The organism is Variovorax sp. GW821-FHT09A10 (assembly GCF_059418385.1).
In genome coordinates, this window is the sequence record NZ_JBWKPT010000009.1 from 62,571 (window position 1) to 88,308 (window position 25,738).

At 68.9% G+C, this 25,738-nt stretch carries 22 protein-coding genes; 15 read left to right on the forward strand and 7 right to left on the reverse strand.

Features of this window, described 5'->3' with window-relative positions:
* Window positions 1–35: 35 nt before the first annotated feature.
* Together AC07Q9_RS26100 and AC07Q9_RS26105 are read left to right on the forward strand one after the other, a co-directional pair.
* Window positions 36–1,025, forward strand: a complete 990-nt coding sequence (locus AC07Q9_RS26100; protein ID WP_495312293.1) for a tripartite tricarboxylate transporter substrate binding protein — start codon at window positions 36–38, stop codon at window positions 1,023–1,025.
* 4 nt (window positions 1,026–1,029) lie between these two features.
* Entirely contained in the window at window positions 1,030–2,322 is a 1,293-nt protein-coding gene (locus AC07Q9_RS26105) for a hypothetical protein (RefSeq protein WP_495312294.1), read from the forward strand.
* 21 nt (window positions 2,323–2,343) lie between these two features.
* On the opposite strand, the gene AC07Q9_RS26110 is transcribed toward AC07Q9_RS26105, so the two are convergent.
* A complete protein-coding gene (locus tag AC07Q9_RS26110) occupies window positions 2,344–2,835 on the reverse strand; it encodes an Lrp/AsnC family transcriptional regulator (protein ID WP_495312295.1) in 492 nt (163 codons plus the stop codon).
* A gap of 153 nt (window positions 2,836–2,988) precedes the next feature.
* Here AC07Q9_RS26110 and AC07Q9_RS26115 point away from each other — a divergent pair, with 153 nt between their 5' ends.
* The 12 genes from AC07Q9_RS26115 to AC07Q9_RS26170 all read left to right on the forward strand — a co-directional run bounded on the left by AC07Q9_RS26115 (window position 2,989) and on the right by AC07Q9_RS26170 (window position 16,654).
* Window positions 2,989–3,828: an alpha/beta hydrolase gene (locus AC07Q9_RS26115; RefSeq protein ID WP_495312296.1), complete on the forward strand. Its 840-nt coding sequence runs from the start codon at window positions 2,989–2,991 to the stop codon at window positions 3,826–3,828.
* Window positions 3,825–4,766, forward strand: a complete 942-nt coding sequence (locus tag AC07Q9_RS26120) for a tryptophan 2,3-dioxygenase (RefSeq protein WP_495312297.1) — start codon at window positions 3,825–3,827, stop codon at window positions 4,764–4,766. Before AC07Q9_RS26115 ends, AC07Q9_RS26120 begins: the two co-directional genes overlap by 4 nt.
* Before the next feature lie 3 nt (window positions 4,767–4,769).
* Entirely contained in the window at window positions 4,770–5,999 is a 1,230-nt protein-coding gene (gene kynU, locus AC07Q9_RS26125; RefSeq protein ID WP_495312298.1) for a kynureninase, read from the forward strand.
* Window positions 6,000–6,040: 41 nt separating this feature from the next.
* Complete coding sequence (locus AC07Q9_RS26130; protein WP_495312299.1) at window positions 6,041–7,162, forward strand: cupin domain-containing protein; 1,122 nt, start codon at window positions 6,041–6,043, stop codon at window positions 7,160–7,162.
* 109 nt (window positions 7,163–7,271) lie between these two features.
* The gene (locus AC07Q9_RS26135; protein ID WP_495312300.1) at window positions 7,272–8,183 is read left to right on the forward strand and encodes a fumarylacetoacetate hydrolase family protein; all 912 of its coding nucleotides are present in this window, start codon (window positions 7,272–7,274) and stop codon (window positions 8,181–8,183) included.
* Window positions 8,184–8,204: 21 nt separating this feature from the next.
* Window positions 8,205–9,398 (forward strand): amino acid aminotransferase, encoded by a 1,194-nt coding sequence (locus tag AC07Q9_RS26140; RefSeq protein ID WP_495312301.1) that lies wholly within the window; start codon window positions 8,205–8,207, stop codon window positions 9,396–9,398.
* Between the two features lie 70 nt (window positions 9,399–9,468).
* Window positions 9,469–10,455, forward strand: a complete 987-nt coding sequence (locus AC07Q9_RS26145; RefSeq protein WP_495312302.1) for a tripartite tricarboxylate transporter substrate-binding protein — start codon at window positions 9,469–9,471, stop codon at window positions 10,453–10,455.
* Window positions 10,452–11,846 carry an FAD-binding oxidoreductase gene (locus tag AC07Q9_RS26150; RefSeq protein WP_495312303.1) on the forward strand — a complete coding sequence of 465 codons (1,395 nt, stop codon included), beginning with the start codon at window positions 10,452–10,454 and terminating at the stop codon, window positions 11,844–11,846. Before AC07Q9_RS26145 ends, AC07Q9_RS26150 begins: the two co-directional genes overlap by 4 nt.
* A gap of 72 nt (window positions 11,847–11,918) precedes the next feature.
* Window positions 11,919–12,965 (forward strand): carbon-nitrogen hydrolase family protein, encoded by a 1,047-nt coding sequence (locus AC07Q9_RS26155; protein ID WP_495312304.1) that lies wholly within the window; start codon window positions 11,919–11,921, stop codon window positions 12,963–12,965.
* Window positions 12,962–13,720 (forward strand): maleate cis-trans isomerase family protein, encoded by a 759-nt coding sequence (locus AC07Q9_RS26160; protein WP_495312305.1) that lies wholly within the window; start codon window positions 12,962–12,964, stop codon window positions 13,718–13,720. Before AC07Q9_RS26155 ends, AC07Q9_RS26160 begins: the two co-directional genes overlap by 4 nt.
* A 77-nt stretch (window positions 13,721–13,797) precedes the next feature.
* Window positions 13,798–15,207 (forward strand): amino acid permease, encoded by a 1,410-nt coding sequence (locus tag AC07Q9_RS26165; protein WP_495312306.1) that lies wholly within the window; start codon window positions 13,798–13,800, stop codon window positions 15,205–15,207.
* Between the two features lie 148 nt (window positions 15,208–15,355).
* A complete protein-coding gene (locus AC07Q9_RS26170; protein ID WP_495312398.1) occupies window positions 15,356–16,654 on the forward strand; it encodes an amidohydrolase in 1,299 nt (432 codons plus the stop codon).
* Window positions 16,655–16,717: 63 nt separating this feature from the next.
* Here the strand turns inward: AC07Q9_RS26170 and AC07Q9_RS26175 are convergent, their stop codons facing one another.
* From AC07Q9_RS26175 to AC07Q9_RS26195, 5 genes are all read right to left on the reverse strand, one after another.
* Entirely contained in the window at window positions 16,718–17,698 is a 981-nt protein-coding gene (locus tag AC07Q9_RS26175; RefSeq protein ID WP_492678977.1) for an AraC-like ligand-binding domain-containing protein, read from the reverse strand.
* 152 nt (window positions 17,699–17,850) lie between these two features.
* Window positions 17,851–19,158, reverse strand: a complete 1,308-nt coding sequence (locus AC07Q9_RS26180; RefSeq protein WP_495312307.1) for an MFS transporter — start codon at window positions 19,156–19,158, stop codon at window positions 17,851–17,853.
* A gap of 128 nt (window positions 19,159–19,286) precedes the next feature.
* Complete coding sequence (locus tag AC07Q9_RS26185) at window positions 19,287–19,979, reverse strand: redoxin domain-containing protein (RefSeq protein ID WP_495312308.1); 693 nt, start codon at window positions 19,977–19,979, stop codon at window positions 19,287–19,289.
* A gap of 126 nt (window positions 19,980–20,105) precedes the next feature.
* A complete protein-coding gene (locus AC07Q9_RS26190; RefSeq protein WP_495312309.1) occupies window positions 20,106–22,334 on the reverse strand; it encodes a protein-disulfide reductase DsbD family protein in 2,229 nt (742 codons plus the stop codon).
* Window positions 22,335–22,395: 61 nt separating this feature from the next.
* The gene (locus AC07Q9_RS26195) at window positions 22,396–23,169 is read right to left on the reverse strand and encodes an alanyl-tRNA editing protein (RefSeq protein WP_495312310.1); all 774 of its coding nucleotides are present in this window, start codon (window positions 23,167–23,169) and stop codon (window positions 22,396–22,398) included.
* A 130-nt stretch (window positions 23,170–23,299) separates the two neighbouring features.
* Here AC07Q9_RS26195 and AC07Q9_RS26200 point away from each other — a divergent pair, with 130 nt between their 5' ends.
* The gene (locus AC07Q9_RS26200; RefSeq protein ID WP_495312311.1) at window positions 23,300–24,658 is read left to right on the forward strand and encodes a PQQ-dependent sugar dehydrogenase; all 1,359 of its coding nucleotides are present in this window, start codon (window positions 23,300–23,302) and stop codon (window positions 24,656–24,658) included.
* A gap of 7 nt (window positions 24,659–24,665) precedes the next feature.
* Here AC07Q9_RS26200 and AC07Q9_RS26205 read toward each other — a convergent pair whose 3' ends face one another.
* On the reverse strand, window positions 24,666–25,706 hold the full coding sequence (locus tag AC07Q9_RS26205; RefSeq protein ID WP_495312312.1) for a LacI family DNA-binding transcriptional regulator: 1,041 nt from the start codon (window positions 25,704–25,706) through the stop codon (window positions 24,666–24,668).
* Between the last annotated feature and the right edge of the window lie 32 nt (window positions 25,707–25,738).

Sequence of the window (25,738 nt, forward strand, 5' to 3'; positions counted from 1 at the left end):
CATCGCGCCGTCGCGGCGCACAGCAAGGAAGACGCATGACACAGCACTGGCCCCGCAGGGCCGCCGGCCTCGGCCTTCTCGCACTGGCCCTGGGCGTCGCTTCGACGTCTCAGGCATCGCCGCCGCAGGCCTACCCCGACCGGATGATCCGGCTCGTGGTGCCCTTCACCGCCGGCGGCAGTTCCGACGTGCAGGCCCGCATGCTGGCCGACCGGCTGGGCAAGCTGTACAAGCAGTCGGTGGTGGTCGACAACAAGCCCGGCGCGGGCGGGCACATCGGCGGCAAGTTCGTGGCCGATGCGCCGGCCGACGGCTACACGCTGCTGCTCGGCTCGATCGGGCTGCACGCGACCTACGGCGTGTTCAAGAAACTGAGCTACGACCCCGCGACCGACCTGAAGGTGGTCACGGTGCTGGCCGAGATGCCGCATGTCGTGGTCGCCAACCCCGCCTTGCCGGCCAACGACCTGAAGCAGCTGGTGGCACTGGCGCGCAAGCAGCCGGACACGATCAACTTCGGTTCGGCCGGCGTGGGCTCGTCGGTGCACATGATCGGCGAGCTGTTCAAGCTCACGGCCAACGCACCGATCGTGCACGTGCCCTACAAGGGCAGCACGGCCGCACTGAACGACCTGCTGGCCGGGCAGATCCAGCTGATGTTCGAGAACCCGCCGACCACGCTGGCCCACATCCGCGGCGGAAAGCTCAAGGCGCTGGCCGTGACGGGCAAGACCCGCCTGCCGGCACTGCCCGAGGTGCCGACCGCGATCGAGTCGGGCTTTCCGGCCTTCGAGGCCACCTCGTGGACCACGGTGGCGGTGAGCGCCAAGGTGCCCGACGCCATCGCCGACAAGCTCAATGCCGACATTCGCAAGATCGTTGCGGCGCCGGAGTTCCGCAAGGGACTGTCGGAGCAGGGCATGACGCCGGTGGCGAACACGCGAGATGTCGCGACGAAGTTCATCGCGGCCGAGAAGCTGCGCTGGGACCAGGTGATCCAGCAAGGCCGCATCGCCGCGGAGTGAGCCCATGTCGTCGAACCCACTTCTTGAGCAACCTCGCCTGGCGCCTGCACCCTGCCGCCGCGTGGGCGATGGCGCGCAGCACCATTTCTTCGGCTACTACAACAAGAGCGCCTGGGACCGCAGCGGGCGCTATTTGCTGGCACAGCAGGTGCCCTGGATGGACGCCGAACTCACGCCGACGGCGGCAGCACGCATCGGCTACTTCGACCTCCAGGACAACGACTGCTTCCATGCAGTCGGCGACACCACCGCATGGAACTGGCAGATGGGCAGCCAGCTGCAGTGGCTCGACGGCGCGCCGGGCCGCCAGCTGGTCTACAACAGCCGCACCGGCGATGCCGATGCGTTCTACCCTGGCTTCGGCGCCACGGTGCTCGACGTCGACACCGGCGCGAAACGCCTGCTGCCCTTGCCGATCTACGTGGTGGCGCCCGACAGCCGCTGGGCCCTGAGCGTGGACTACCGGCGCCTGTACATCACGCACCGGACCATCGGCTACAGCGAGGCCGGCGGGCCGTTCGAGCTGCCGCGCGCACCGGCCGACGACGGCATCCACGCGACCGACCTGGCCACCGGCACGGCGCGGCTGCTGCTGAGCTACCAGGACCTGCGCCGGTTTCATCCGCGCGCGTCGATGGACAAGGCGATCCACTGGGTGAGCCACATCGAGGTCAACCCGTCGTCGTCGCGCGTGCTGTTCCTGCACCGCTGGACCGAGCGCGTCGAGGACGAGACCTGCTTCCTGCACCGCCTGCTCACGATGAACCCCGACGGCTCCGACCTGCGCCTGCTGGAGTGCTCCGACCACCCGCTGCCGCAGCTCGCCGACGACTTCGACCCGACGGCCGTGGGCACCTTCGACTACGAGAAGTCCGAGTACCAGATCTCGCACCCGCTGTGGCAGGACGACGAACACATCATCGTGTGGGGCCCGCACGCCGGAAAGATCCACTACCACCTGTACCACGACCGGGAGGGCGGGGAGGTCCGCGTGATCGGCGACGGCGTGCTGGTGGAAAACGGCCACATGACCTTCTCACCGGTCAACACGCGCTGGCTGCTGAGCGACACCTACCCCGACGCACGCACGCACGAGCGGGTGCTGTTCCTGTTCGACATGGAAACCGGCCGTCGCCACGACCTGGGCAGCTTCTACGCCTCGCCGGCGCTGAGCAAGGAGAACCGGTGTGACCTGCACCCGCGCTGGCGCCGCGATGGGCTGCAGGTGTGCATCGACTCCGTGCACGAATCGCAGCGGCAGATGTACATCGTGGACGTCTCCGATATCGTGCGATGAGACCCGGGGGCCACGGCCGGCTCAGCCGCCGCTGGCGCCCGGTGCGTCGAACGGAAGGTGCGACGAACTCTTGATCGTGTGCAGCACGAAGGCACTGCGCACCTCGCGCACATGCGGCAAGACCGCGAGCACCTTGCGTCCGAATTCCGCGAAGTCGTCGATGTCGCGGGCCACGACGCGCAAAAGGTAGTCGTCCTGCCCGGAAAGAATATGGCAGGAAAGAATATTCCTGACCGGTTTCAACGCCGCTTCGAATTGGACCGCCTGTTCTTCCGAATGCGAGGAGATCTTCACGAAGACAAAAGCCTCGATGCCGAAGCCCAGCGCTTTCCGGTTCAGTGAAATTCCATAGCCTTCAATGACCTTCGTCTCTTCCAGGCGTTTCACGCGCCGCCAGCAGGGAGAGACGGAGCTGTTCGTTTTTTCCGCCAGCTCGGCCATCGAGATGCGCGGGTTCTGCTGAAGCTGCGCCAGCAGGGCAAGGTCGACCGGTGTCAGCGCTGTTTCGCTCATGTTTTGCTCCGTGATTCTCTGGATGGGGATGTTTTTCCAGTTTATCAATCGACGGAGAAAATTCATGCCTGTTTGCGGTCTTTGAGGTGGCCATACAGGCAAGAATTTCCAGAATGAATTAACCATAATTCATGCATTCAAAGAGCACCACGAATGCAGGATTCAATCAATTCAGAAGCAAGGGCGAAAGCGTATTCGCCAAGCTCGGTGGCGCCGGATTTTGCAAAAACAATTGCCGAATACGAAAGCCTCAGCGCGCTCGCGTCGAAGCGACATCCTTCGCGTGAAATTGGCTATGGCGATTCGCCGGACGAAAAAGCCATTCTTTTCGAGGCGAAATCTGCAGCATCACCGCCATTGCTGGTATTCATCCACGGCGGTTATTGGCAGGAATTGTCCGCGCGGGTTTCATGTTTTCCCGCCCTGCAATGCGTGGACGAAGGCATCTCCTATGCCGCGATCGACTACACGCTGGCGCCGCATGCGTCGCTGGGGAGCATCGTGCGCCAGTGCATCCGGGCGGTGCGCACGCTGGGCGCCTTCTACCGGCGCCGGCATCCCGGTGCCCGCATCGTGATCGCCGGCAGCTCGGCCGGCGCGCACCTGGCGGCGATGCTGCTGGCGGCGCTGGACGACATCGACGCGCCGCTCCAGGGGGCCGTGCTGCTGTCGGGCGTGTACGACCTGCAGCCCCTGGTCGGCACCTACATCAACGACAAGCTGGGGCTCGATGCGCCCGCGGCGTTGCGCCTCAGCCCGTTGTTCCTGCCGGTGACGGCCCGGGTGCCCGCCGTCGTCTGCTGGGGAGAAAACGAGACCGACGCCTTCAAGCGCCAGAGCCGTGACTACGCCGCCCGCATCGGCGCGAACGGCCGCACGGCGAGCGTCTACGAGGTCGCGGGCCGCAACCACTTCGACATTGTTTTCGACCTGTGCGATCCGGCCACCCGCCTGGGCCGCGACACCTTCCAACTGCTGCGAGGAACCCCATGAGAAAGCCAACACCCCGTGTCATCCCGACGGTGAGAGACCCGGCCCTGGAACTGTCGCTCGTCCGGGCGGTGGACATCTCCACCCACGACAGCCGCGACGAGGCCGTCAAGGCCACCGACGGCCAGCCGATGATCGAGTTCGCCGGCAAGAGCAATCCGTTCATCGACTACCACCGCAACGACCTGCTGCTCAGCACGCAGCACATGCGCAGCGAGGGGCACGACGAGATGGTGTTCATCCTGATGACGCAGTGCAAGGAGCTGATCTTCAAGGCCATCCACTACGAAGCCTTCAACATGCAGCTGCGCCTGCGCGACGACGACCTGGCGGGCGCGCTGGCGCTGGCGCCGCGCATCAAGCGCCTGTTCGAGTACCTCACCAAGACCTGGGACGTGCTGTCGACCATCACCACGAGCGGCTTCAACGAGTTCAGGGACTGCCTGGGCGTTTCATCGGGGCAGCAGTCGTACATGTACCGCCATGTCGAGTTCGTGCTGGGCAACAAGTCGCGCAGGCTGGCGCAGGCGCACGAGAACAATCCCGATGTCTATCCGTACCTGCTGCAGTCGCTCGAGTCCCCGAGCCTCTACGACGAGGCCCTGGCCTTGCTGCACCGGCGCGGTTTTGCGGTGCCCGAGCGCGCGCTGCAGCGCGACTGGAGCGAAACCTACCAGTCCAACCCCGCGGTCGAGCAGGCCTGGCTCGCGGTGTATGCGCAGCCCTGGCCGGAGAACCCGCTCTACCAACTGGGCGAAGCGCTGATCGAAATTGCCGACCTGTTCTCGCAGTTCCGCTTCAAGCATTTCACGTCGGTGGAGCGCATCCTGGGCTTCAAGCCCGGCACCGGCGGGTCGGCCGGCGTCGGCTGGCTCAAGCACGTGGTGGAGCACCGGTTCTTTCCCGAGCTGTGGGCCATTCGCACCGTGATGGGGGCCTGAGTCGTGAGCGTCATCGACATGCATCCGGGTTCTTCGGCAGACGCGGCGCCCGGCCGCTTCAGGCACCGCTTCCACATGCCGCCGGGGCTGCGCTACTTCGACGGCAATTCGCTGGGGCTGATGCCCAGCGCCGTCGCACAGGCGGTCTCCAACGCGGTGTCGCACGAATGGGCGGACGGCCTCATCCGTTCGTGGAACGGCGCGGGCTGGCGCACGCTGGCGCAGCGCGCGGGCGACAAGATCGCCCGCCTGGTCGGCGCCGAGCCCGGACAGGTCATCGCCTGCGACTCGACGTCGGTCAACCTCTACAAGGTGCTCGTCAGCGCGGTGCGGCTGCGCGCCGGCCGCGCGCGCATCGTCACCGACGTGGACTCGTTCCCGACCGACCTGTACATCATCGACGAGGTCACCCGGCAGTTCGGGCTGGGCGTGCAGCAGGTGCGCGCGGCGGACATTCCGTCCAGCCTGGATGCGGACGTCGCGGCGGTCGTGCTGACCCACGTGGACTACCGCACGGCGCAGGTCCACGACATGGGGAAATACAACGAGGCCGCCCACGCGGCGGGCGCCCTGATGGTCTGGGACCTCTCGCACACCGCGGGCGCGGTGCCCTGCGCACTGGACGCCAGCGGCGCGGACTTCGCCGTGGGGTGCGGCTACAAGTACCTGAACGGCGGGCCGGGCGCACCGGGCTACCTGTATGTGGCGCATCGCCACCAGGCGGCCTGCGACCAGCCGCTGGCGGGCTGGTTCGGCCACGCGCGGCCGTTCGAGTTCTCGCCCGGCTATGCCCCGGCGCCGGGCGTGGACCGGTTCCAGTGCGGCACCAGCCCGGTGCTGGCGTTGACCGCGCTGCATGCGGCGCTCGATGCCTTCGACGGCACGTCGATGGAGGCGCTGCAGGCGCAGAGCCTGGCGCTCACCGATGCCTTCATCCACGGCGTGGACACCCGGCTGGCCCGCCATGGCTTCACGCTTGCCTCGCCCCGCGACAGGCGACAGCGCGGCAGCCATGTCTCGCTGCGGCATGCCGAGGGCTATGGCGTGATGCAGGCACTCGCGCAGCGCCAGCTGATCGGCGACTTCCGCATGCCGGACTTCATGCGCTTCGGCTTCGCGCCGCTCTACAACACCTTCGACGACGTGCAGGCGTTGATCGATGCCATCGACCAGATCATGCGCGATGCCTCGTGGAACAGCGACGCACACCGGGTCCGGCACGCCTTCACCTGACGCCTTCCCCTCCCCGTTGCCAGAACAAAGAGAGACACCCCATGGTCAAAGTTCATGATGCTTTTCGCGAAAGCGTGGCCGGCCGGGCCGACGTGGCCGACACACCGCAGCTGCTGGCGTACTACGAGGAGCTGGAACGGCTCGACACCGGCGCGCTGTGGACCGTGGCCAACAAGATCGAACCCTGGCAGCCGCAATCGGCTTCGGTGCCGGTGCTCTGGCGCTACCGCGACCTGCGTGCGCACGTGCTGCGTTCGATCGACCTGGTGACACCGGAGAAGGCCGGCCGCCGCGTGATCTACCTGAACAACCCGGGCCGCCGCGACGTGGCGGCGGCCGTCGGTTGGCTCTATGCGGGCCTGCAGGTCATGCACCCGGGCGAAGCCGCCTCTGCGCACGCGCATTCCGCGTCGGCGCTGCGCTTCATCATGGAGGGCACGGGGGCCTACACCGTCGTCGACGGCCACAAGATGACGCTGGGTGCCAACGACTTCGTGCTCACGCCCAACGGCACCTGGCATGAACACGGCGTCGGCGCCGAAGGCACCACCTGCATCTGGCAGGACGGGCTCGACATTCCGCTGATCAACGCGCTGGAAGCGGGCTTCTACGTGGTGCATCCCGACCTGTCGCAGGCCGTGACGCACGCGGTCGACGACGCCACCGCCACCTGGGGCGGCGTGGCCCTGCGGCCGCACGACGTGGCCTGGCAGAAGAACTACTCGCCGCTGTTCAAGTACGAGTGGGGCCCCACCTACGAGGCGCTGCGCAAGCGCGCAAGCGTGAGCGACGGCAGCCCGTTCGACGGCATCCTCATGCACTACGTCAACCCCGTGACGGGCGGCCCGGTGATGCCCACCATCGGCGCGAGCATGCAGTTGCTGCGCCCCGGCGAACACACGAAAGCCCATCGCCACACCGGCAGCTTCCTGTACCAGGTGGCCAAGGGCCGCGGCTTCAGTGTCGTCAATGGCCAGCGCTTCGACTGGCAGGAGCGCGACATCTTCTGCGTGCCGTCGTGGATGTTCCATGAACATGCCAACCTTTCTGCGACCGAAGACGCCTGCCTGTTCTGCTTCAGCGACCTGCCGGTGATGCAGTCGCTGGGCCTGTATCGCGAAGAGGCGCTGGCCGAGAACGCAGGCCACCAGCCCGTGGGCTGACCGCGCGCCGCGCGCCCTTTTTTCTTTTCCCCACCGTCCCGCTTGCATGTGCGCCTCGCCGAGCGCGGGGAGGTGTCTTGCCGTCTTTTTTCTCTCGGAGAACCGATCCATGCGTCTCGTCACCTACCGCGCCCATCCTGCCGCCGCCGCCCGACTGGGCGCGCGGGTGGACGAACAGGTCGTCGACCTGGCCACCCTGGGCGCCGCCGCCGGCGTGGCCCTGCCCGACGACATGCTGGCCTTCATCGACCTGGGGCCGCAGGCCGTGCGCATCGCCGGCGACCTGTTGAAGGAACACGCCGGGCGCTGGCCCCTGGCGTCGGCGCTGCCGCTGGCCAACGTGCGGCTGCTGGCGCCGATTCCCAGGCCGCGCAAGAACATCTTCGGCATCGGGCTCAACTACGTGGAGCACGTGGCCGAATCGAGCCGCACGCTCGACACCGCCAAGGAGTTGCCTAAGCAACCGGTCATCTTCTCCAAGCCGCCGACCACGGTGATCGGCCCCGGCGAAGCGATTGCGCACAACGCCAGGCTGACGCAACAGCTCGACTGGGAGGTCGAGCTCGCGGTGGTCATGGGCACGCGCGCCAGCCGCGTGACCAAGGAGGCGGCGCTGTCGCACGTCTTCGGCTACAGCGTGATGATCGACGTGAGCGCCCGCGACTGCCGCCGCGCGGGGCAATGGATCTACTCCAAGGGGCAGGACACCTACGGCCCGTTCGGTCCCTGCATCGTCACCGCCGACGAGATCCCCGACCCGCACGGCCTGAACCTCTGGCTCACCGTCAACGGCCAGATGAAGCAGTCGTCCAACACGCGCCATCTGCTGTTCGATGTGCCGCACCTGATCGCGGACATCAGCGCGGGCATCTCGCTGGAGCCTGGCGACATCATCGCCACGGGCACGCCCGAAGGCGTGGGCGCGGGCCGCACGCCGCAGGAGTGGCTGTGGCCGGGCGATGTGGTGGAGGCCGGCGTCGAAGGCATCGGCACCTTGCGCCACCCCGTGGTCGCCGTCTGAGTTCGCCACGAGGCTCGCCCCATGTTCAGCCACCTCGCGGCCAGTCCCGACGATCCGATCCTGGCGCTCAACGAGGCGTTCATGCGCGACGCCAGGACGCACAAGGTCAACCTGTCGATCGGCATGTACTTCGACGCAAGCGGCGCGCTGCCAGTGCTCGATGTCATCCGCGAAGCCGAGCGAAGGCTGGCCGCGCGCGCCGGCGCGAAGCCCTACCTGCCCATCGAGGGCCAGCCGGATTTCTCGCAGGCCGTGCGTGCGCTGCTGTTCGGCCCCGCCCACGAGGCCGTCGCTGCGGGCCGCACGGCCACGCTCCAGACGGTCGGCTCCTGTGGCGCGCTGCGCGTCGGCGCCGAGCTCCTTCGGCAGGCCTTTCCCGGCAGCGCCGTCTGGGTGAGCGACCCCACCTGGGAGAACCACCGCGCCATCTTCCACAGTGCCGGCATGGCCGTGCACGCGTACCCGTACTTCGACCACGGCACGGGGCGCTTGCGCTTCGAGGCCCTGTGCGAGGCCATCGGCGCGCTGCCCGCGCACAGCGTGGTGCTGCTGCATGCCTGCGGCCACAACCCGACCGGCGCGGACATGACGCACGCCGAATGGACGCAGCTCGCGGCGTTGATGGCCCGGCGCGCGTTGATTCCTTTCGTCGACCTGGCCTACCAGGGGTTCTGCGAAGGGCTGGAGGCCGACGCGGCACCCGTGCGCCTGCTGGCGGATGCAGGGCTCGGCCTGCTGGTCGCGAACTCCTTTTCCAAGAACATGGGCGTGTACGGCGAACGCTGCGGTGCGCTCAGCGTGGTCTGTCCCGATGCCGCGCAGGCGGCGCTCGTCCTGGGGCAGCTGAAGGCGATCGTTCGACAGAACTATTCCAGCCCGCCGATGCACGCCGGACGGCTGGTGGCCGAGGTGCTGAACGACGCCGCCTTGCGCGAGGCATGGGCGCGCGAGGTCGGGGGCATGCGCCTTCGCACGAACGCCATGCGCGCCGCGCTGCATGAGGCGCTGCGCCAGCGTCTGCCCGGGTACGACGCCGACTACCTGCTGCGCCAACGCGGCATGTTCAGTTTCACGGGCCTCTCGCCTGCGCAGGTGGATGCGTTGCGGGCGTCGCACGCGGTCTACCTGGTGCGCTCCGGGCGCATGTGCCTGTCGGGCCTGAACGGCGGCAACGTGGATCGCGTGGCCGATGCGATCGCACGCGTCATCGGCTGAAGCTGTGCCGCCCGACGCGCTTCCTCTTTCTTCTTTTCCACGCTTCATCCCCTTCGAAGGAGTCTTCATCATGAGATCCAGGCAGATCGTTCTCGGTTTCCTCCACGCGGTGCTGCTGATCGGCAGCGCGTGCACGGCGCAGCCGTCGGCTGCGGAGGAGGGGCCGATCCGAATGCTGGTCGGCTATGCCGCCGGCGGCAGCACCGACGCCATCGCCCGCGTCCTGGCGGAGGGAATGCAGCGCGAACTGGGGCGCAACGTGATCGTGGAGAACCGTGCGGGGGCCGGCGGGCAGGTGGCGGCGCTGGCGCTGAAGGCTGCCGCGGCGGACGGGGCCACGCTCTACCTGGCCAACAGCAACACCGTGTCGATGATTCCGCTGACCATGCGCAAGCCGGGCTTCGACCCGGTCAAGGACTTCGCGCCGGTGGGGCTGGTCGCGATCAACCCCGACGTCTTCGCCATCAGCACCACGGCGGTGGACGTTGCGAATGCCGGCCTGCGCGAATACGCCCAGTGGGCGAAGGCGCACCCGGGCCAGGGCAATGTCGGTGTGCCGGCACAGGCCAGCGCGCCCGACTTCGCGGTGGGCCTCGTCGGCCGGGCCCTGGGCGCCCCTTTGCAGTCGGTGCCTTACCGGGGCGACAGTCCCATCGCGCTGGACCTGGTCGGCGCGCAACTGTCCGGCGGCATCGGCTCGGTCGGGACCATGCTGCAGCACGCGAAGACCGGAAAGATACGGATCGTCGCCGTCAACGGCACGAAGCGGCTTCCCCTGCTGCCGGAGGTGCCGACCTATGCCGAGCTGGGCATCGAGGGCTACGAGGAGGTGATCTTCACCGCCATGTTCGCGCCGGCGGGCACGCCGCGCGAACTGGTGCAGCGCTACAACGCGGCCATCGCGCGCATCGTCGATTCCGCGAGCTTTGCCGACAAGCTCAACAAGCTGGGCATCGTTCCCAGCGCCAGCACGCCGGCCGAGCTGGCGCAGCGCATGGCCGCGACGACCCGGTCGTGGTCGGTGATGGTTCGCAACGCCGGCTACGTTCCGCAATGACGACAGGCGCATCAGGATCGCAGGCGGCGCCGGGCGCGCTGCTGCAAGCGCTGCGCGCGGTGACGGGCGAGGCCGGTGTGCTGACGGGCGTCGATGTCTCGGCCCTGGCCATCGTCCGCCCTCGCAGCACGCAGGAAGTCTCGGCCGTGCTGGCCCTGTGCAAGGACGCGCGGCAACCCGTCGTCGCCCAGGGCGGGCGCACCGGGCTGGTCCGCGGTTGCGAGGCCGGGCCGGGCGAGCTGGTGCTCTCGACCGAACGCATGAACCGCATCGAAGGGATCGATGCCGTCGGGCGCACCGTCACCGTGCAGGCGGGCGTGGTGCTGCAGGCGCTGCAGGAAGCCGTGCAAGAAGAAGGCCTGTGCTACGGAGTCGACTTCGGCGCGCGCGGCAGCGCGACCGTCGGCGGGAGCATCGCCACCAACGCCGGAGGCAACCGCGTCATCCGCTACGGCATGACGCGTGCGTCGGTGCTCGGGCTCGAGGCGGTGCTGGCCGACGGCACGGTGATCTCGTCGATGAACGCCATGCTGAAGAACAACACCGGCTATGACCTCAAGCAGTTGTTCATCGGCAGCGAAGGAACACTGGGCGTCGTCACGCGCGCCGTGCTGCGTCTGCACGAAATGCCGACCCGCCAATGCACGGCCCTGGTCGCGTGCGACGACTTCGACAGCGTGCAGCGCCTGCTCCAGCACATGGGACGCCATCTGGCCGGGGAGCTGGCGGCTTTCGAGGTGATGTGGCAAGACTACTTCCACCTGGCCACGACCTCGCCGGCAAAGGGGCGCTCGCCCTTCGCGCGCGAGCCTGCGCTCTGTGTGCTGGTCGAGTGCGAAGGGTCTGCGGGCGAATCGGACGCCGCGCGCTTCGCCGATGCACTGGAGGCCGCCATGGCGGCAGGCTGGGCGGTCGATGCCGCCATGGCCCAGAGCGTCGAACACCGCGATGCGTTCTGGCGCATCCGCGACAGCGTCGAGGCGCTGCACGCTTTCTCCCCGGCCTTTCATTTCGACGTGTCGCTGCCCATCGTGGAGATGGATGCCTACGTCCGTCAGCTGCAGGCCGAGGTGCGGCGCCGCTGGGCGGGTGGACGCTGCTGGGTCTTCGGGCACATCGGGGACGGCAACCTGCATGTCTCCGTGGCACCCGCTTCGCACGAACCCGGAATCCAGCGGATCGTCGAAGCACTCGTCTACGAACCGCTGGCGCGCTGCCGCGGCGCGGTGTCCGCCGAACACGGCATCGGCATGGCGAAGCGGCCGTGGCTGTCCGTCACGCGAACGGCGCAGGAGATCGACCTGATGCGGCGGCTCAAGCAGTCGCTCGACCCCCTGGGGCTTCTCAATCCCGGGCGGGTCGTGGGCGCGACGGTCGATGCCGCGCACTGACGGTCCGCCGCATCGGCGCACTTTTTCTTTTTCTTCCTTTCATTGCAATCCCGAACCACAGGAAACAGACACATGCTTGATCTGCCCACGTTCAAGGCCGCGGCCGTGCAGGCCGCGCCGGTGTACCTCGATACCGATGCGACCCTCGACAAGGCCTGCGCGCTCATCGCCGAAGCCGCGTCGCACGGGGCCACCCTCATCGCCTTTCCCGAAGTCTTCGTGGCCGGCTATCCGTACTGGAACTGGGTCATGAACCCGATCGAGGGCAGCCCGTGGTTCGAACGGCTGTGCCGCTCGGCCATCGAGGTGCCCGGGCCGCAGGTGCAGCGCCTGCAGCAGGCCGCGCGCAGCCACGGCGTTCATGTCGTGATCGGCGTCAACGAGCGCAGCCCGACCGGCGTCGGCACCCTCTACAACACCTTGCTGACGATCGGCCCCGATGGCGCCTTGCTGGGCCGCCACCGCAAGCTGGTGCCGACCTGGGCCGAGAAGCTCACCTGGGCGAACGGCGATGCCTCGTCGCTGCGCGTGCACCAGACCGCGGTGGGTCCGCTGGGGTCGCTGGCCTGCGGCGAGAACACCAACACGCTGGCCCGGTTCAGCCTGCTCGCCCAGGGCGAGCTCGTGCACGTGGCCAGCTACATCTCGCTGCCGGTCGCGCCGCCGGACTACGACATGGCCGAGGCCATCCGCCTTCGGGCCGCTGCGCATTCCTTCGAAGGCAAGGTGTTCACCGTGGTCTCGTGCTCGACGGTCTCCGAAGACATCGTCGAGGCCATGGCCGCCACGCATCCGGCGTCGCGCGCGTTGCTGTCGCGGCGCAGCAGCGCCTTCTCGGGCATCCTGGGGCCCGACGGCCGCGTGATCGGCAAGCCGCTGATCGACGAAGAAGGCATCGTCTATGCCGACATCGACCTGTCGCGTTGCATCCAGCCGCGGCAGATGCACGACATCACGGGGCACTACAACCGTTTCGACATCTTCGACCTGCGCGTCGATCGCCGGGCACGGGCACCGGCGCGGTTCCGCGACGAGGACGCTCCCGACCCGGGCGATGGCGGTGGTGCGGTGTTCCCGATGGCGCTGGCCGCCGGCCAGGCCGGGGAGGGCGCGCCATGACGCCAGGCCGTGTGTTTCGCATCGGGCAGATCGTGCCGTCGTCCAACACGACCATGGAAACCGAGATCCCCGCGATCCTGCGGGCGCGCGAAGCGGTGGCGCCCGAGCGCTTCAGCTTCCACGCGAGCCGCATGCGCATGAAGAAGGTCACGCGCGAAGAGCTGGCCGCGATGGACGGCGACAGCGACCGCTGCGCGCTGGAGCTGTCCGATGCACGCGTGGACGTGCTCGGCTACGCCTGCCTGGTGGCCATCATGAGCATGGGCAAGGGGTATCACCGCATCTCCGAGCAACGGCTGCATCAGCGGACCGTGGACAACGCGGCGCCCGCGCCTGTCGTGACCAGCGCGGGCGCGCTGGTCGACGGCCTGCATGCGATCGGTGCGAAGAAGGTCTCGATCCTGGCGCCGTACATGAAGCCGCTGACGCAGCTGGTGATCGACTACATCGAGCACGAAGGCATCGAGGTCGTCGACAGCATCTCGCTGGAGATTCCCGACAACCTGGAAGTGGGGCGCCAGGACCCCCTGGCCCCGGCGCAGATCACGAAGCGCCTGAAGACCGCGGGTGTGGATGCCATCGTGGCATCGGCCTGCGTGCAGATGCCGTCGCTGGCATCGGTCGATCTCATCGAGCAGCGGACCGGACTGCCGGTGGTGTCGTCGGCGGTGTCGACGACTTTCATGATGCTCAAGCGCCTGGGCCTGCGCACGCATGCGCCCGGGGCCGGGTCGCTGCTCGGCGGCAGTTACTAGCCGACCTGAAGCGCCACCGGCGCGCGCGCTCAAGAAAACCAGGCCCATCGGCCACAAGAAAAAAGGAAGACAAATCCATGCAAGCCAACGAGTCCCCCGCGGGCCATCTGCAGCGCCGGCTGAGCAACCGGCACATCCAAATGATCGCTCTGGGCGGCACGATCGGCACGGGCCTCTTCCTGGGTTCGGCGGGCGTGCTCGAGCTGGCCGGCCCCTCGATGATCCTCGGCTACGGCATCGGCGGCATCGTGGCCTTCATGATCATGCGTTTTCTCGGCGAGATGCTGGTCGAGACGCCGACGTCGTCGTCGTTCAGCCATTTCGCGAGCGAGCACTGGGGCGATTTCGCTGGCTTCTTCGCGGGCTGGAACTGCGTCGTGATGTACGTGCTCGTCGGCATGCTGGAGCTGACGGCGGCGGGAAAGTTCGTGCAGTTCTGGTGGCCCGGGGTTCCGACCTGGGTCACGGCCGCGGTCTGCTTCGTTCTCATCAACGCCATGAACTTCGTCAGCGTGCGGGTCTACGGCGAGACGGAGTTCTGGTTCGCCATGGTCAAGGTCGCGGCAGTGGTCGGCATGATCGCGCTGGGGGGCTACCTGCTGATCTCCGGGGACGGCGGGCCGCAGGCCGGCGTCGGCAACCTGTGGCGCCACGGCGGGTTCTTTGCGAACGGCGTGCACGGCCTGGTGATGGCGATGGCCCTGATCCTCTTTTCGTTCGGCGGCCTGGAGATGCTGGGCTTCACCGCCGCGGAGGCGGCCGAGCCGGGGTGGACGATTCCGAAGGCCATCAACCAGGTCATCTTGCGGGTGCTGATCTTCTACATCGGCTCGATGCTGGTGCTGCTGAGCCTGGCGCCCTGGACCCAGTTGCTGGCGTCGTTGCAGGCGGGCGGTGACACCTACGGCAGCAGCCCCTTCGTCAGGATCTTTTCCGCGCTGGGCAACCGCTTCACGGCCGATGCCCTGAACTTCATCATCCTGACGGCGGCGCTGTCGGTCTACAACGGCATGGTGTACGGCAACAGCCGGCTGCTGTACGGCATGGCACAGCGGGGGCATGCGCCGAAGGGGCTGGCGAAGGTCAGCCGGCGCGGCGTGCCTTCGGCCGCCATCCTGCTGCCGGCGTTCTTCACGGGCTCGTGCGTGGTGCTGAACTACGTCATGCCGAACGGGGCCGTCGAGCTGCTGATCTCGCTGGCCGTGGCGTGCCTGGTGCTGACCTGGTTCGTCATCGTGCTGACGCACCTGAAGTTCCGGCGAAGGATGCGCGCGCGGGGCATCGCCACGGGTTTTCCGGCACCGGGCAGCCCCGTGAGCAACGGGTTGTGCCTCGGGTTCCTCGTGCTGGTCGTCGCCGTGATGCTTCTGACACCGGCGATTCGTGCCTCGGCGCTTGCGATGCCGATCTGGGTGGGAACCGTGTGGGCCGCCTACCGGTGTGCACGGTGGCGACGCCCGGAAATGTCGAAGCAGTTCGCGAACTGACGGGATGCGCCATCTCCTGTTTCAACACCAACCCACCAGGAATCCTGACATGTCTGATTTCAAGCGAAATGCGTGGGCTCTGTCGCTGGCGGCAGCCGCTTCTCTTCTGGCGGTGGACGTCGGCGCCGACATCGGGGGTCGCCAGGCGATGCCGCCCGCGAAGCGCGGCCTCGTGAGTGACGGCGAGCAGGCCTCTTCCGGAGGAACGCTTGCCGCATCGCTGGACACCCTGGTGGCGCAGATGTATCCGCAACTGGATGCGCTGTACAAGGACTTGCATGCGCACCCGGAACTGAGTTTTGCCGAAGTCCGCACGGCGGCGCGTCTGGCCGCCGAGATGCGGGCCCTTGGCTTCGAGGTGAAGGAAGGCGTTGGAAAGACCGGTTTGGTCGCGCTGTACCGCAATGGTGCAGGACCGACGGTCATGGTCCGCACCGACCTCGATGGCCTTCCCATGGAGGAGAAAACGGGCCTGCCCTATGCCAGCAAGACCCAGGCAATCTGGCAGGGCCGTGAGACGTTCGTTGCGCACAGCTGCGGCCACGACGTGCACATGGCGAGCTGGGTGGGCACGGCGCGCGCGCTGGTGGCGATGAAGGGCCAATGGCAGGGCACGCTGATGTTCGTGGCCCAGCCGGCCGAGGAAATCGGCGCGGGCGCCAAGGCCATGCTGGCGGACGGCCTGTTCAAGCGCTTTCCGAAGCCCGACACGGTGCTGGCGCTGCACACCGATCCGCGTCCCTACGGAACGGTCAGCTACAGCGTGGGCCCGATGACCTCGGCGGCCAACTCGCTCGAGATCGTCTTCAAGGGCCGTGGCGGCCACGGTTCGGCGCCCCACAAGGCGCTCGACCCGGTCATGATCGCCGCGCGTTTCATCGTGGACGTGCAGGCCGTGGTGAGCCGGGAGAAAGACCCGATGGCGTTCGGCGTGGTCACGATCGGCGCCTTGCAGGCGGGGACCTCGGGCAACATCATCCCCGACGCGGCCCTCGTGCGGGGCACCATTCGTTCGTACGATCCCGCGGTGCGGGCGCAGTTGCTGGAGGGCGTGCGCCGCGTCGCGCTCGCGTCGGCCGCCGCGGCCGGCGCGCCGGAGCCGGAGGTGAAGTTCCCCGACGCCGGCGCCGGCGTGGTCAACGACGAAGCCCTGGTCCTGCGCGTCGAGGCGGCACTGCAGGCCGGCCTCGGCGCGGGCAAGGTCGAACGCACGCGACCGCTGACGACCAGCGAGGACTTTGCCGAGTACGGCAACGAGGGCGTGCCCTCGATGTTCTTCCTGGTCGGTGTGCTCGACCCGAAGGAGGTCGCCGAGTCGCGCAGGCCTGGCGGCAAGCCGCTGGTGTTCAATCACTCGCCGTACTTCGCGCCGGTTCCCGAGCCTTCGATCACCACGGGCGTGAAAGCCATGAGCCTCGCGGCGCTCAGTGTGCTGGGTGCGCGGTAGGCGCGGGTGAGGGGGCGTGGCGGCGCCCCCGGCGCGGCGTTCGTGAAGACGTCTTGGACCTGCTCAGTGCGTCAGCGCCGGCGACGCCGCCCGCTGCGCCTCGCGCCGCTGGAACTCGCGCGGCGACACGCCGTACTGCGCCTTGAACACGCGGCAGAAATGCGCGCTGCTGTTGAAGCCCCAGGCGAAGGCGATCTCCGACACCGAGGTGCGCCCGCCCGCGGCCTGGCGCAGCGCTTCGCTGCAGCGCTCCAGGCGCATCTGCCAGATGAAGCGGTCGAGCGTCTGGTCTTCGTCCTCGAACACGCGGTGCAGGTAGCGCTTGGAGCAGCGCAGCTGTTGCGCGATGAGGTCCAGCGACAGGGCCGGGTCGGCCAGGTGCGCGTGCACGAACTGCTTCACGCGCGCCTTCAGCACGCCGGGCAGCGGCTGCGCGCCGAACTGCTCGTCGGCATGCGTGGCGAGCGTGGAGGCCAGCAGGCCCAGCACGGTGTCGCTGACCGAGCGGCCGACGGCGTTGGGCAGCGAGGGCAGCTGGTCGGCCAGCGAGGTGAGGAAGGAGCCGAGCACCGCGTACAGCCCCTGCATGGCCGGCGTGTGGGCTTCGCAGGTGTGCAGGTCGGGCATCTTCATGCCCTTGAACTGCTGGCGCGGGATCGTGATGGCCAGCAGGCGCGAGCGCTCGGGGTTGGTGATGGCGTAGGGCACGCGCGGGTCGTACAGGCTCCAGTCGCCCGGGTGCAGGTGGAACTCGCGGTCGCGCTGCGAGATGTGGCCGTGGCCTTCCAGCTGCAGCACCAGCTTGTAGTGCTCGTCGAGCGCGATCTCGCGGTGCGTGTCGGGCCGCGCCACGCGGTGCGAAGGCGCCTCGATCATGAACATGCCCAGCGGCCCGAGTTCGTAGGCGTCCATGCGCGCGTCGAACGGGCCGGGGTCGAGGCACTGCACGCGCAGCGCGCCGAAGTACGACTCGTTGATGCGGCCCCAGCAGGCCTGCCGGTCGGCCGGGTGTTCGAGCCGGGTGCTGAAGTGGTGTGCGTTCATGCCGTGGTTCCCTGGGGGCGCCGGAAGCGCTGGTGCAGGATAGGCAGGTCGGCGCGCGCCATCATCGGTACTTCCACCCGGAGCGGCAGGGGCGGTGCGCTCCCGGTCAACGGCCGGTGCGCGCTGGGTCAATGCCCGCGGTTCACACCTTCTCAGACGACGGGCACGCGGCCCGCGTCGGCCGGGTCGACATTGCGCCGGTACAGCACGAGCGTCGCGATCAGCCCGCAGGCCGCGGCGGCCGTCATCCACAGGCCGGGCGCGCCCTTGTCGCCGGTCATCTCGATCAGCCCCGTGGCAATCGCCGGCGTGAAGCCGCCGAACAGTGCCGTGGCGAGGCTGTAGGCCAGCGAGAAGCCCGCGGTGCGCACGCTGACCGGCATCACCTCGGTGAGCGCCACCACCATCGCGCCGTTGTAGCTGGCGTACAGGAACGACAGCCACAGCTCCACCTCGAGCATGCGCGCGAAGCTCGGCGCAGCGACCAGCCACTTGAGCGACGGGTAGGCCGTGAGGATGGTCAGCACGGTGAACAGCACGAGCAGCGGCTTGCGCCCCACGCGGTCCGACAGCGAGCCCATGATCGGCAGCCAGATGAAGTTGGAAATGGCCACGCACAGCGTGACGATGAGCGCGTCGGTCGTGCTCAGGTGCAGCACGGCCTTGCCGAAGGTGGGCGTGTAGACGGTGATCAGGTAGAACGACACGGTGGTCATCGACACCAGCATCATCCCGGCGACCACGAGGCCCCAGTTGGCCACCATCGAGCGGAAGATCTCGCGCGCGTCGGGGCGGTGCTTGCGCGCCATGAACTCCTCGGTCTCCTGCAGCGAGCGGCGGATGATGAACAGCACCGGCACGATCAGGCAGCCGACGAAGAAGGGAATGCGCCAGTAGAAGTCGCCGATCTCCTGGGGCGTGAAGGTCACGTTGAGCCAGTAGCCGAGCGCGGCGGCGACGACGATGGCCACCTGCTGGCTGGCCGACTGCCAGCTCACGTAGAAGCCCTTGCGGCCCGGCGTGGCCATCTCCGACAGGTACACCGACACGCCGCCCAGTTCCACGCCGGCCGAGAAGCCCTGCAGCAGCCGTCCGACCAGCACCAGCAGCGGCGCGATCACGCCGATGGTCGCGTAGCTCGGCACGCAGGCGATGAGCAGCGTGCCGACGGCCATCAGCGCGAGGGTGACGATCAGCCCCTGGCGGCGGCCCACGCGGTCGACGTACGCGCCGAGAAAGATGGCGCCCAGCGGTCGCATCAGGAAGCCCGCGCCGAAGGTCATGAAGGTCAGCATCAGCGACGCGAACTCGTTGCCCGCAGGGAAGAAGGCCTTCGAGATCTGCGTGGCGTAGAAGCCGAACAGGAAGAAGTCGAACATCTCCATGAAGTTGCCGCCGGTCACGCGCAGGACGGTGGCGAATTTCGAGGAGGAATGCGCGTTGGCAGGCGCGGAAGTCATGGTGTGTCCCCTGGGGCGGTGTTGTGGGCCCAAGGGTAGGTCGGGGTTCCCGACCTGCACCTGACGATGGGAGTCAGGTAGCTGTCAATGCGGCGCGCCGCGCAGCGGGCGGCGCGCGTGCGGCACGCTCAACTCTTGTACTTGATCGAGCACCCGTACGGCCGCGTGCTCGCCATCGACACCGGTTTTCCGCCGGTCACTTCCCCCAGTGCCTGGGTCACGTAGTTGGTGGCAGTCTTGATGTCGTCCACGCGCGCCGAGGCGATGCTGTCGATGCCGCCGGCATACACCAGCGTGCCCTTGGGGTCGATGATGAAGATGTGGGGCGTGGTGCGCGCGCCGTAGACCTGGCCGATCACGCCGTCTTCGTCCATCAGCACGGCGGTGGGCGCGGCCTTCTGCGACTTCATCCAGGCGTCGAGTGCGTCGGCCTTCAGGTAGTCGCTGGCGGCGCGTTCGGTGGAGTTGATCGCGAGCCAGACCACGCCCTTGTCGGTGGCCGCCTTCTGCGTGGCCGGCATGTTGCCGCTGCCGTAGTGCTTGCGCACGAAGGGGCAGCCGGGGTTGGTCCATTCGAGCACCACGAACTTGCCCGCGAAGTCAGACAGCTTGTGCTTGGCGCCGCTGGTGTCGACGGCGACGAAATCGGGCGCCTGCTGGCCCACGGCGGGCGCGGCAAAAGCATTGGTGCCCATGAGGAAGGTGGCGCCCAGCGCGACGGCGGCGGCCACGACGGCGCGGCGGGAAGCGCGGCTGAGGGCGGCGCGCGCCTGGCGCGCGGCGCGAAGGGAGCGTGAGTCGACAGTGGGCGAGAGCGTCATGGCCAGCTTGAACTCCAAAAAACAAAATTCCAAACAACAACTGCAGCTTAGAACGGTTTCTTCAAGTGCGTGTGACAACCCATGACAGCGGCGTTGTCATCTCGTTTCAATTCACCGCATCGGCGCTCAAAGCGCTGCCAACGCGGCGCGCACCTCGTCTTTGCTGAGGATTTCGGTCAGCACCACCGGCGCCTTGCCCGGTGCCTGCAAGACGTACACCGGCACGCCGCTGCGGCCCAGCGCGGTGAGCGCGGCGGTGATGGCGGGGTCGCGACGGGTCCAGTCGGCGCGCAGCATGGCGACCTGCTTCGTGTCGAAGTCGGCGAGCACCTCGGCGTCGGCCAGCGTGCTCTTCTTGTTGTACTGGCAGGTCACGCACCAGGCGGCGGTGAAGTCGATGAACACGGGCCGGCCCGCGGCCGCCATGTCGCTCACGCGCTGGGCCGACCACGGCTGCCAGCGCTCGCCGTCGTTCGGTGCTGCCGAGGCCAGCTTGGCCGTCGGCTCGGGCACCTGCACGATGTTGCGGCCGATGGTGCCGGCCAGCACGGCGGTGAAGGCGATCATCAGGGTGGCGATGACGACGCGCGTGCGTCCGGTCAGCGTGAGCGCCCAGACCACGGCGGCCAGGCACACCAGCAAAGCGAGCAGCGTGCCCGCGCCGTCGATGCCGCTTTGCTGGCCCAGCACCCAGACCAGCCAGGCCACGGTCGCGAACATCGGGAAGGCGAGCAGGCGGCGCAGCGTGTGCATCCACGGGCCCGGCTTGGGCAGCAGGCGCGCCACGGCCGGCACGAAGCCCGCCACCAGGTAGGGCAGCGCCAGGCCCAGGCCCAGCGCGGCGAACAGCAGCAGCGCCTGGGCCGCCGGCAGGCCGATGGCAAAGCCCAGCGAGGCGCCCATGAACGGCGCGGTGCAGGGCGAGGCGATCACCACGGCGAGCACGCCGGAAAGGAAGTCGTTGGCCAGCGGATGCTTGGCCTGCGCGCTGCACACCGATTGCGGCGCGGCGCGGCCGAACTCGAACACGCCGGCCAGGTTCAGCCCGAGCAGGGTGAAGAGCGCCGCCAGCGCCGCCACCACGGCGGGCGACTGCAGCTGGAAGCCCCAGCCGAGCTGCGCGCCGGCCGCGCGCAGCGCCAGCATGGCGCCGCCCAGCGCGAGGAACGACAGCATCACGCCGCCCGTGTAGGCCAGGCCCGCCTTGCGGTGCGCGCTGGCGTTGCCGGCCTGGCGCGCGAAGCCCAGCACCTTGATCGCGAGGATCGGGAACACGCAGGGCATGAGGTTGAGCAGCAGGCCGCCGAGCAGCGCGCCGAGCAGGGCGACCATGAAGGTGCCGGCGGGCTGAGCCTGCGCAGCGGCAGCGGGGGCCGCCGCCTGGGCCGCGTTGGCGGCCAGCGCCGCCTGCAGCGCGGGCGACACCTCGGCGGCGCGCGGTGCGGCGGTGGCGGCGGGCCAGGTGCCCGACACCGGCGCCTCGGCGCGCCAGGCCACGGGCTGGCCGGCCTGGCGGTCGGCCTCGGCCAGCGCCACCACCACGGGCATGGCGGTGGGGCTTTCGCTGCGCTGGTCGGCCAGCGGCACGGTGGCGGTCCAGGTCGCGCCGTCCCAGGCCTGCGTCCAGTCCTTGCCGGAGACGGCCGCGGTGCGGATCACCTCGGGCGTTTCGGGGAAGAACTCGAGCGTCTTGCCGCGCACGGCGGCGGGCAGGCCTTCGAGGCGCACCTTCAGCTGCTGGCCCTCGACGGCGATGGTGCCAGGCGCGCCCAGCGGCTGCGGCTGCGCGGCCTGCGCGGTGTCGAAGGCCGCCTTGTTCAGCGCGGTCGAGCCGCGCGTGGGCAGCGAGAGCGTGAACTCGCCCTCTTCGGGAATGCATTCCTTGCGGCAGACCAGCCAGGAGGCCTGCAGCTTGATGTCCATGGCCGGCGAGCCGCCGGTGAGCGCCACGTCGGGCTTGTAGAGCGTCGAAACCTCGAGCGGCACCGGCAGCAGCACGGTGTTCTCGTAGCCGTAGTTGGCCAGCGTGCCGACCGGGATCTTCTTGGGCACCGGCCAGGCGATCTCGCCGGTCGAGACGCCGGCGGGCAGCGTCCACTTCAATTCGGTCGGAAGGCCCGAGTCGCCGGCGTTCTTCCAGTAGGTGTGCCACTCGGGCTGGTGGGTGATCTGCAGCCCGACCCAGACCGGCGCGCCGGGCGCCACGCCCTCGGGCGCATGGGCGACCAGTTCGGCGCGCACGTGGGGGGTGGTGACCACGGCCCCGGTCTTCGGGGCCAGCTGGGCCGCAACCGGCATGCAGGCTGCGGCGGTAGCTATCAGAAAAGTAGCGAAAGAGATGCGCGAAAAGGTCATGCCGGTCAGTCGGAGCCAGAGGGCGGGGCGAAGTTCCTGGGGGCCGGGTCTTTCCGGGGGCTCAGACGGCGGTGGCCGCGGGCCAGCCCAGGACCACGCGCCGGGTGGTCGCGCTCTTCTTCTCGATCTTGGTGACGACCATGGCGCCGATTTCCGCCGTGTTGGCCACGTGCGTGCCGCCGCAGGGCTGGAAGTCGATCGACGGCGCGCCGCCGTCTTCGCCCGTGCCGCCGATGCGGATGGTGCGCACCGTGCCCGTGCCGCGCGGCGGCTGCACGCTCATGCTCTTGACCAGCGCGGGGTTGGCGTCGAGCTCGGCGTCGGTGATGGCGCCCACGGTCAGCGGGTGGGCGGCCTCGACCAGCTTCGCGAGGCCCGCGGTGAGCGTCTCCTTGTCGAGCGGGTCGGTGATGTGGAAGTCGATGCGCGCGTACTCGGGCGTGATCGAGCAGCCGTTCACCGGCACCGGCACGAGGTGGCACAGCAGGTGGCTGGCGGTGTGAAAGCGCATCAGCCGGTGGCGGCGCTCCCAGTCGAGGCGGGCGGTGACGGTGTCGCCGGGCGCCAGCGCGGCCAGCAGTTCGGCCTGGTCGGGCGCGGGCACGTGGACGAATTCGGCGGTCGGCTGGCCTTCGGCGTCCTTGGCCTTGCGGGTGTCGGCGATGGCGATCTCGCGGCCGTCGGCGAGCACCAGCACGCCGGCGTCGCCGGCCTGCCCGCCGCCCAGCGGATAGAACACGGTGCGGTCCAGCACGATGCCGGTGTCGTCGAGGCGCAGGATGCGGGCTTCACAGGTGCGCAGGTAGGCGTCGGCGCGGAACAGGTCGTCGGTCATGCGGCGATGGTAGCGACGATGCGCGAAGGAGGTGCGCGCACGCCGGAAAGCGCCCACGACCGACACGCCCGCGCCGTGCGATTGCGCATGATCCGGCGGTCTGCGGCCGCCTGCCGCGCAAGGAATCCGCATGAACGCATCGCCGCACCTTCCCGTCCGCCTCGCCCTGTCTGCCGCGGCCGTGGCCGCCGTGCTGCTCGTCGCCGGCTGCGGCGAGGCCGCCAAGCTCGCGCCCGAACTCACGACCGGCCCGCGGCCGCAACTGGCCGATCCGAACAAGACGCTGATCCCCACTGTCAACGTGGCGCCCGCCGTCGGCTGGACCGACACCGCCGCGCCCACGCCCGCAGAAGGCCTGCGCGTGACGGCGCTGGCGCGCGGGCTGGACCACCCGCGCTGGGTCTACACCCTGCCCAACGGCGACGTGCTGGTGGCCGAGAGCAACAAGCCGCCCAAGCCAGAAGGCAGTGGCGCCAGCGGCCCGGTCGCCGCGGTGCGCAACTGGGTCATGGGCAAGGTCATGGGCCGCGCGGGCGCGGGCGTGCCCAGCGCCAACCGCATCACCTTGCTGCGCGACGCCGACGGCGACGGCCTGGCCGAGGTGAAGCAGGTGTTCCTGGCGAACCTGACATCGCCCTACGGCATGGCGCTGGTCGGCAACGAGCTCTTCATCGCCAACGCCGACGCGCTCGTGAAGGTGCCCTACACCGAGGGCCAGACCTCGGTCAGCGCCACGCCCACCGTGGTGACGGCGCTGCCCGCGGGCATCAACCACCACTGGACCAAGAACGTCATCGCCAGCGCCGACGGCAGCAAGCTGTACGTCACGGTCGGCTCCAACAGCAACATCGGCGAGAACGGCATGGCGGCCGAAGAGGGCCGCGCCGCGATCTGGGAGGTCGATGCGAAGAGCGGCGAGAAGCGCCTGTTCGCCAGCGGCCTGCGCAACCCCAACGGCCTGGGCTGGGAGCCCGAGACGAACGTGCTGTGGACCGTGGTGAACGAGCGCGACGAGATCGGCAGCGACCTCGTGCCCGACTACCTCACCTCGGTGAAAGAGGGCGCCTTCTACGGCTGGCCCTGGAGCTACTGGGGCGGCGTGGTCGATGCGCGCGTCACGCCGCAACAGCCCGAGCGCGTGGCCAAGGCGCTGGCGCCCGACTACGCGCTGGGCGCGCACGTCGCGCCGCTGGGGCTGGTGTTCTCGCACGCGCGCGGCATGCCGCCCGAGTTCGCGAACGGCGCCTTCATCGGCGAGCACGGCTCGTGGAACCGCAAGCCCAAGTCGGGCTACAAGGTGGTGTTCGTGCCCTTCATCGGCGGCAAGCCGAGCGGGCCGCCGGTCGACGTCCTCACGGGCTTTTTGAGCGCCGATGAAAAGGCGCATGGCCGGCCGGTCGGCGTGGCGCTCGACAAGAACGGCGCGCTGCTGGTGGCGGACGACGTGGGCAACGCGGTGTGGCGCGTGTCGCGCAGCAAGCCCAACTGAGGCGCGGTCAGCCCCGGCGTGCCGACGACAGGCGCGGCACCAGCTGCGCCGCCGGCCCGTCGACGCGGCGCCGGCTGGTGTCGCCGCGCAGGTGGTCGAACAGCAGCGCAATCGCCTGCTGCGCCACCTCGTCCAGGTGCAGGTCGACGGCCGTGAGCGGCGGCACGCAGGTGCGCGCGCGCAGGCCGTCGTAGCGCGTGGCGACCATCACGTCCTCGGGAATGCGCCGGCCCGATTCGCGCACGGCCGTCACCGCGCCGGAGGCGAACGCGTCGACCGGCACGCAGAAGGCGTCGATGTCGGGGTGTGCCGCCAGCAGCGCCAGCGCGGCCTGCCGCCCGCCGTTCTCGCCCTCGGCCTCGTCGACCAGCGACAGCAGCGGCCCCTGTCCGCGCGCGGCGGCGAAGGCCTGGTAGGCCGCCTGGCCTTCCACATAGGAATTGCGCGCGGCCGAGCCGAGGATCATCGCGACCTTGCGCGCGCCCTGGTCGTGCAGGTGCTCGAGCAGCAGGCGCGTGGTCTGGCCCGAGTGGATGTCGACATAGGGCGGCATCGCCGGCCCGTCGGCCGCTTCCTCGGCCGGCTTGCCGATGGCCACCACCGGCAGGCCGCGCCGCAGCAGGTACGCCAGGTTGGGGTCGCCGGCCGAAGGCTCGATGACCAGCGCGCCGTCCACGTCGAGCAGTTCCATGGGCACCCGCCCGGTTTCCATCGGCGGCGCCAGCACCAGCGCCAGGCGGCGGTCCAGCGCCGCCGCCGCCGCCACCGCCGCCACCTCCATCAGGAAACCCAGGCGCGACGGGCCGCCGGCCACCGCGAAGGGCATCGACGACAGCAGCACGATCATGTGCGCCTCGCCCGTGCGCAGCCGCTGCGCATTGCGGTTGGGCCGGTAGCCCAGCTTCAGCGCCGCCTGCTCGACGCGCGCGCGCGTTTCGGCGTCGACCTGGCCCCGGGCGTTGAGCGCGTGCGACACGGTGGTCGGCGACACGCCCGCTTCGCGTGCCACGTCCTTGATGTTTGCCCGCGGCGATGGATTGGTGCTCATCCCGTTGACCTTTTCGAAAAGCGGTGATTCAA

Bases quoted from the DNA above. Each gene is read 5' to 3' on its own strand.
- AC07Q9_RS26100 (WP_495312293.1), top strand. From the start codon at position 36: ATGACACAGCACTGGCCCCGCAGGGCCGCCGGCCTCGGCCTTCTCGCA.
- AC07Q9_RS26105 (WP_495312294.1), top strand. From the start codon at position 1,030: ATGTCGTCGAACCCACTTCTTGAGCAACCTCGCCTGGCGCCTGCACCC.
- AC07Q9_RS26110 (WP_495312295.1), bottom strand. From the start codon at position 2,835: ATGAGCGAAACAGCGCTGACACCGGTCGACCTTGCCCTGCTGGCGCAG.
- AC07Q9_RS26115 (WP_495312296.1), top strand. From the start codon at position 2,989: ATGCAGGATTCAATCAATTCAGAAGCAAGGGCGAAAGCGTATTCGCCA.
- AC07Q9_RS26120 (WP_495312297.1), top strand. From the start codon at position 3,825: ATGAGAAAGCCAACACCCCGTGTCATCCCGACGGTGAGAGACCCGGCC.
- AC07Q9_RS26130 (WP_495312299.1), top strand. From the start codon at position 6,041: ATGGTCAAAGTTCATGATGCTTTTCGCGAAAGCGTGGCCGGCCGGGCC.
- AC07Q9_RS26135 (WP_495312300.1), top strand. From the start codon at position 7,272: ATGCGTCTCGTCACCTACCGCGCCCATCCTGCCGCCGCCGCCCGACTG.
- AC07Q9_RS26140 (WP_495312301.1), top strand. From the start codon at position 8,205: ATGTTCAGCCACCTCGCGGCCAGTCCCGACGATCCGATCCTGGCGCTC.
- AC07Q9_RS26145 (WP_495312302.1), top strand. From the start codon at position 9,469: ATGAGATCCAGGCAGATCGTTCTCGGTTTCCTCCACGCGGTGCTGCTG.
- AC07Q9_RS26150 (WP_495312303.1), top strand. From the start codon at position 10,452: ATGACGACAGGCGCATCAGGATCGCAGGCGGCGCCGGGCGCGCTGCTG.
- AC07Q9_RS26155 (WP_495312304.1), top strand. From the start codon at position 11,919: ATGCTTGATCTGCCCACGTTCAAGGCCGCGGCCGTGCAGGCCGCGCCG.
- AC07Q9_RS26160 (WP_495312305.1), top strand. From the start codon at position 12,962: ATGACGCCAGGCCGTGTGTTTCGCATCGGGCAGATCGTGCCGTCGTCC.
- AC07Q9_RS26165 (WP_495312306.1), top strand. From the start codon at position 13,798: ATGCAAGCCAACGAGTCCCCCGCGGGCCATCTGCAGCGCCGGCTGAGC.
- AC07Q9_RS26170 (WP_495312398.1), top strand. From the start codon at position 15,356: ATGCCGCCCGCGAAGCGCGGCCTCGTGAGTGACGGCGAGCAGGCCTCT.
- AC07Q9_RS26175 (WP_492678977.1), bottom strand. From the start codon at position 17,698: ATGAACGCACACCACTTCAGCACCCGGCTCGAACACCCGGCCGACCGG.
- AC07Q9_RS26180 (WP_495312307.1), bottom strand. From the start codon at position 19,158: ATGACTTCCGCGCCTGCCAACGCGCATTCCTCCTCGAAATTCGCCACC.
- AC07Q9_RS26185 (WP_495312308.1), bottom strand. From the start codon at position 19,979: ATGACGCTCTCGCCCACTGTCGACTCACGCTCCCTTCGCGCCGCGCGC.
- AC07Q9_RS26190 (WP_495312309.1), bottom strand. From the start codon at position 22,334: ATGACCTTTTCGCGCATCTCTTTCGCTACTTTTCTGATAGCTACCGCC.
- AC07Q9_RS26195 (WP_495312310.1), bottom strand. From the start codon at position 23,169: ATGACCGACGACCTGTTCCGCGCCGACGCCTACCTGCGCACCTGTGAA.
- AC07Q9_RS26200 (WP_495312311.1), top strand. From the start codon at position 23,300: ATGAACGCATCGCCGCACCTTCCCGTCCGCCTCGCCCTGTCTGCCGCG.
- AC07Q9_RS26205 (WP_495312312.1), bottom strand. From the start codon at position 25,706: ATGAGCACCAATCCATCGCCGCGGGCAAACATCAAGGACGTGGCACGC.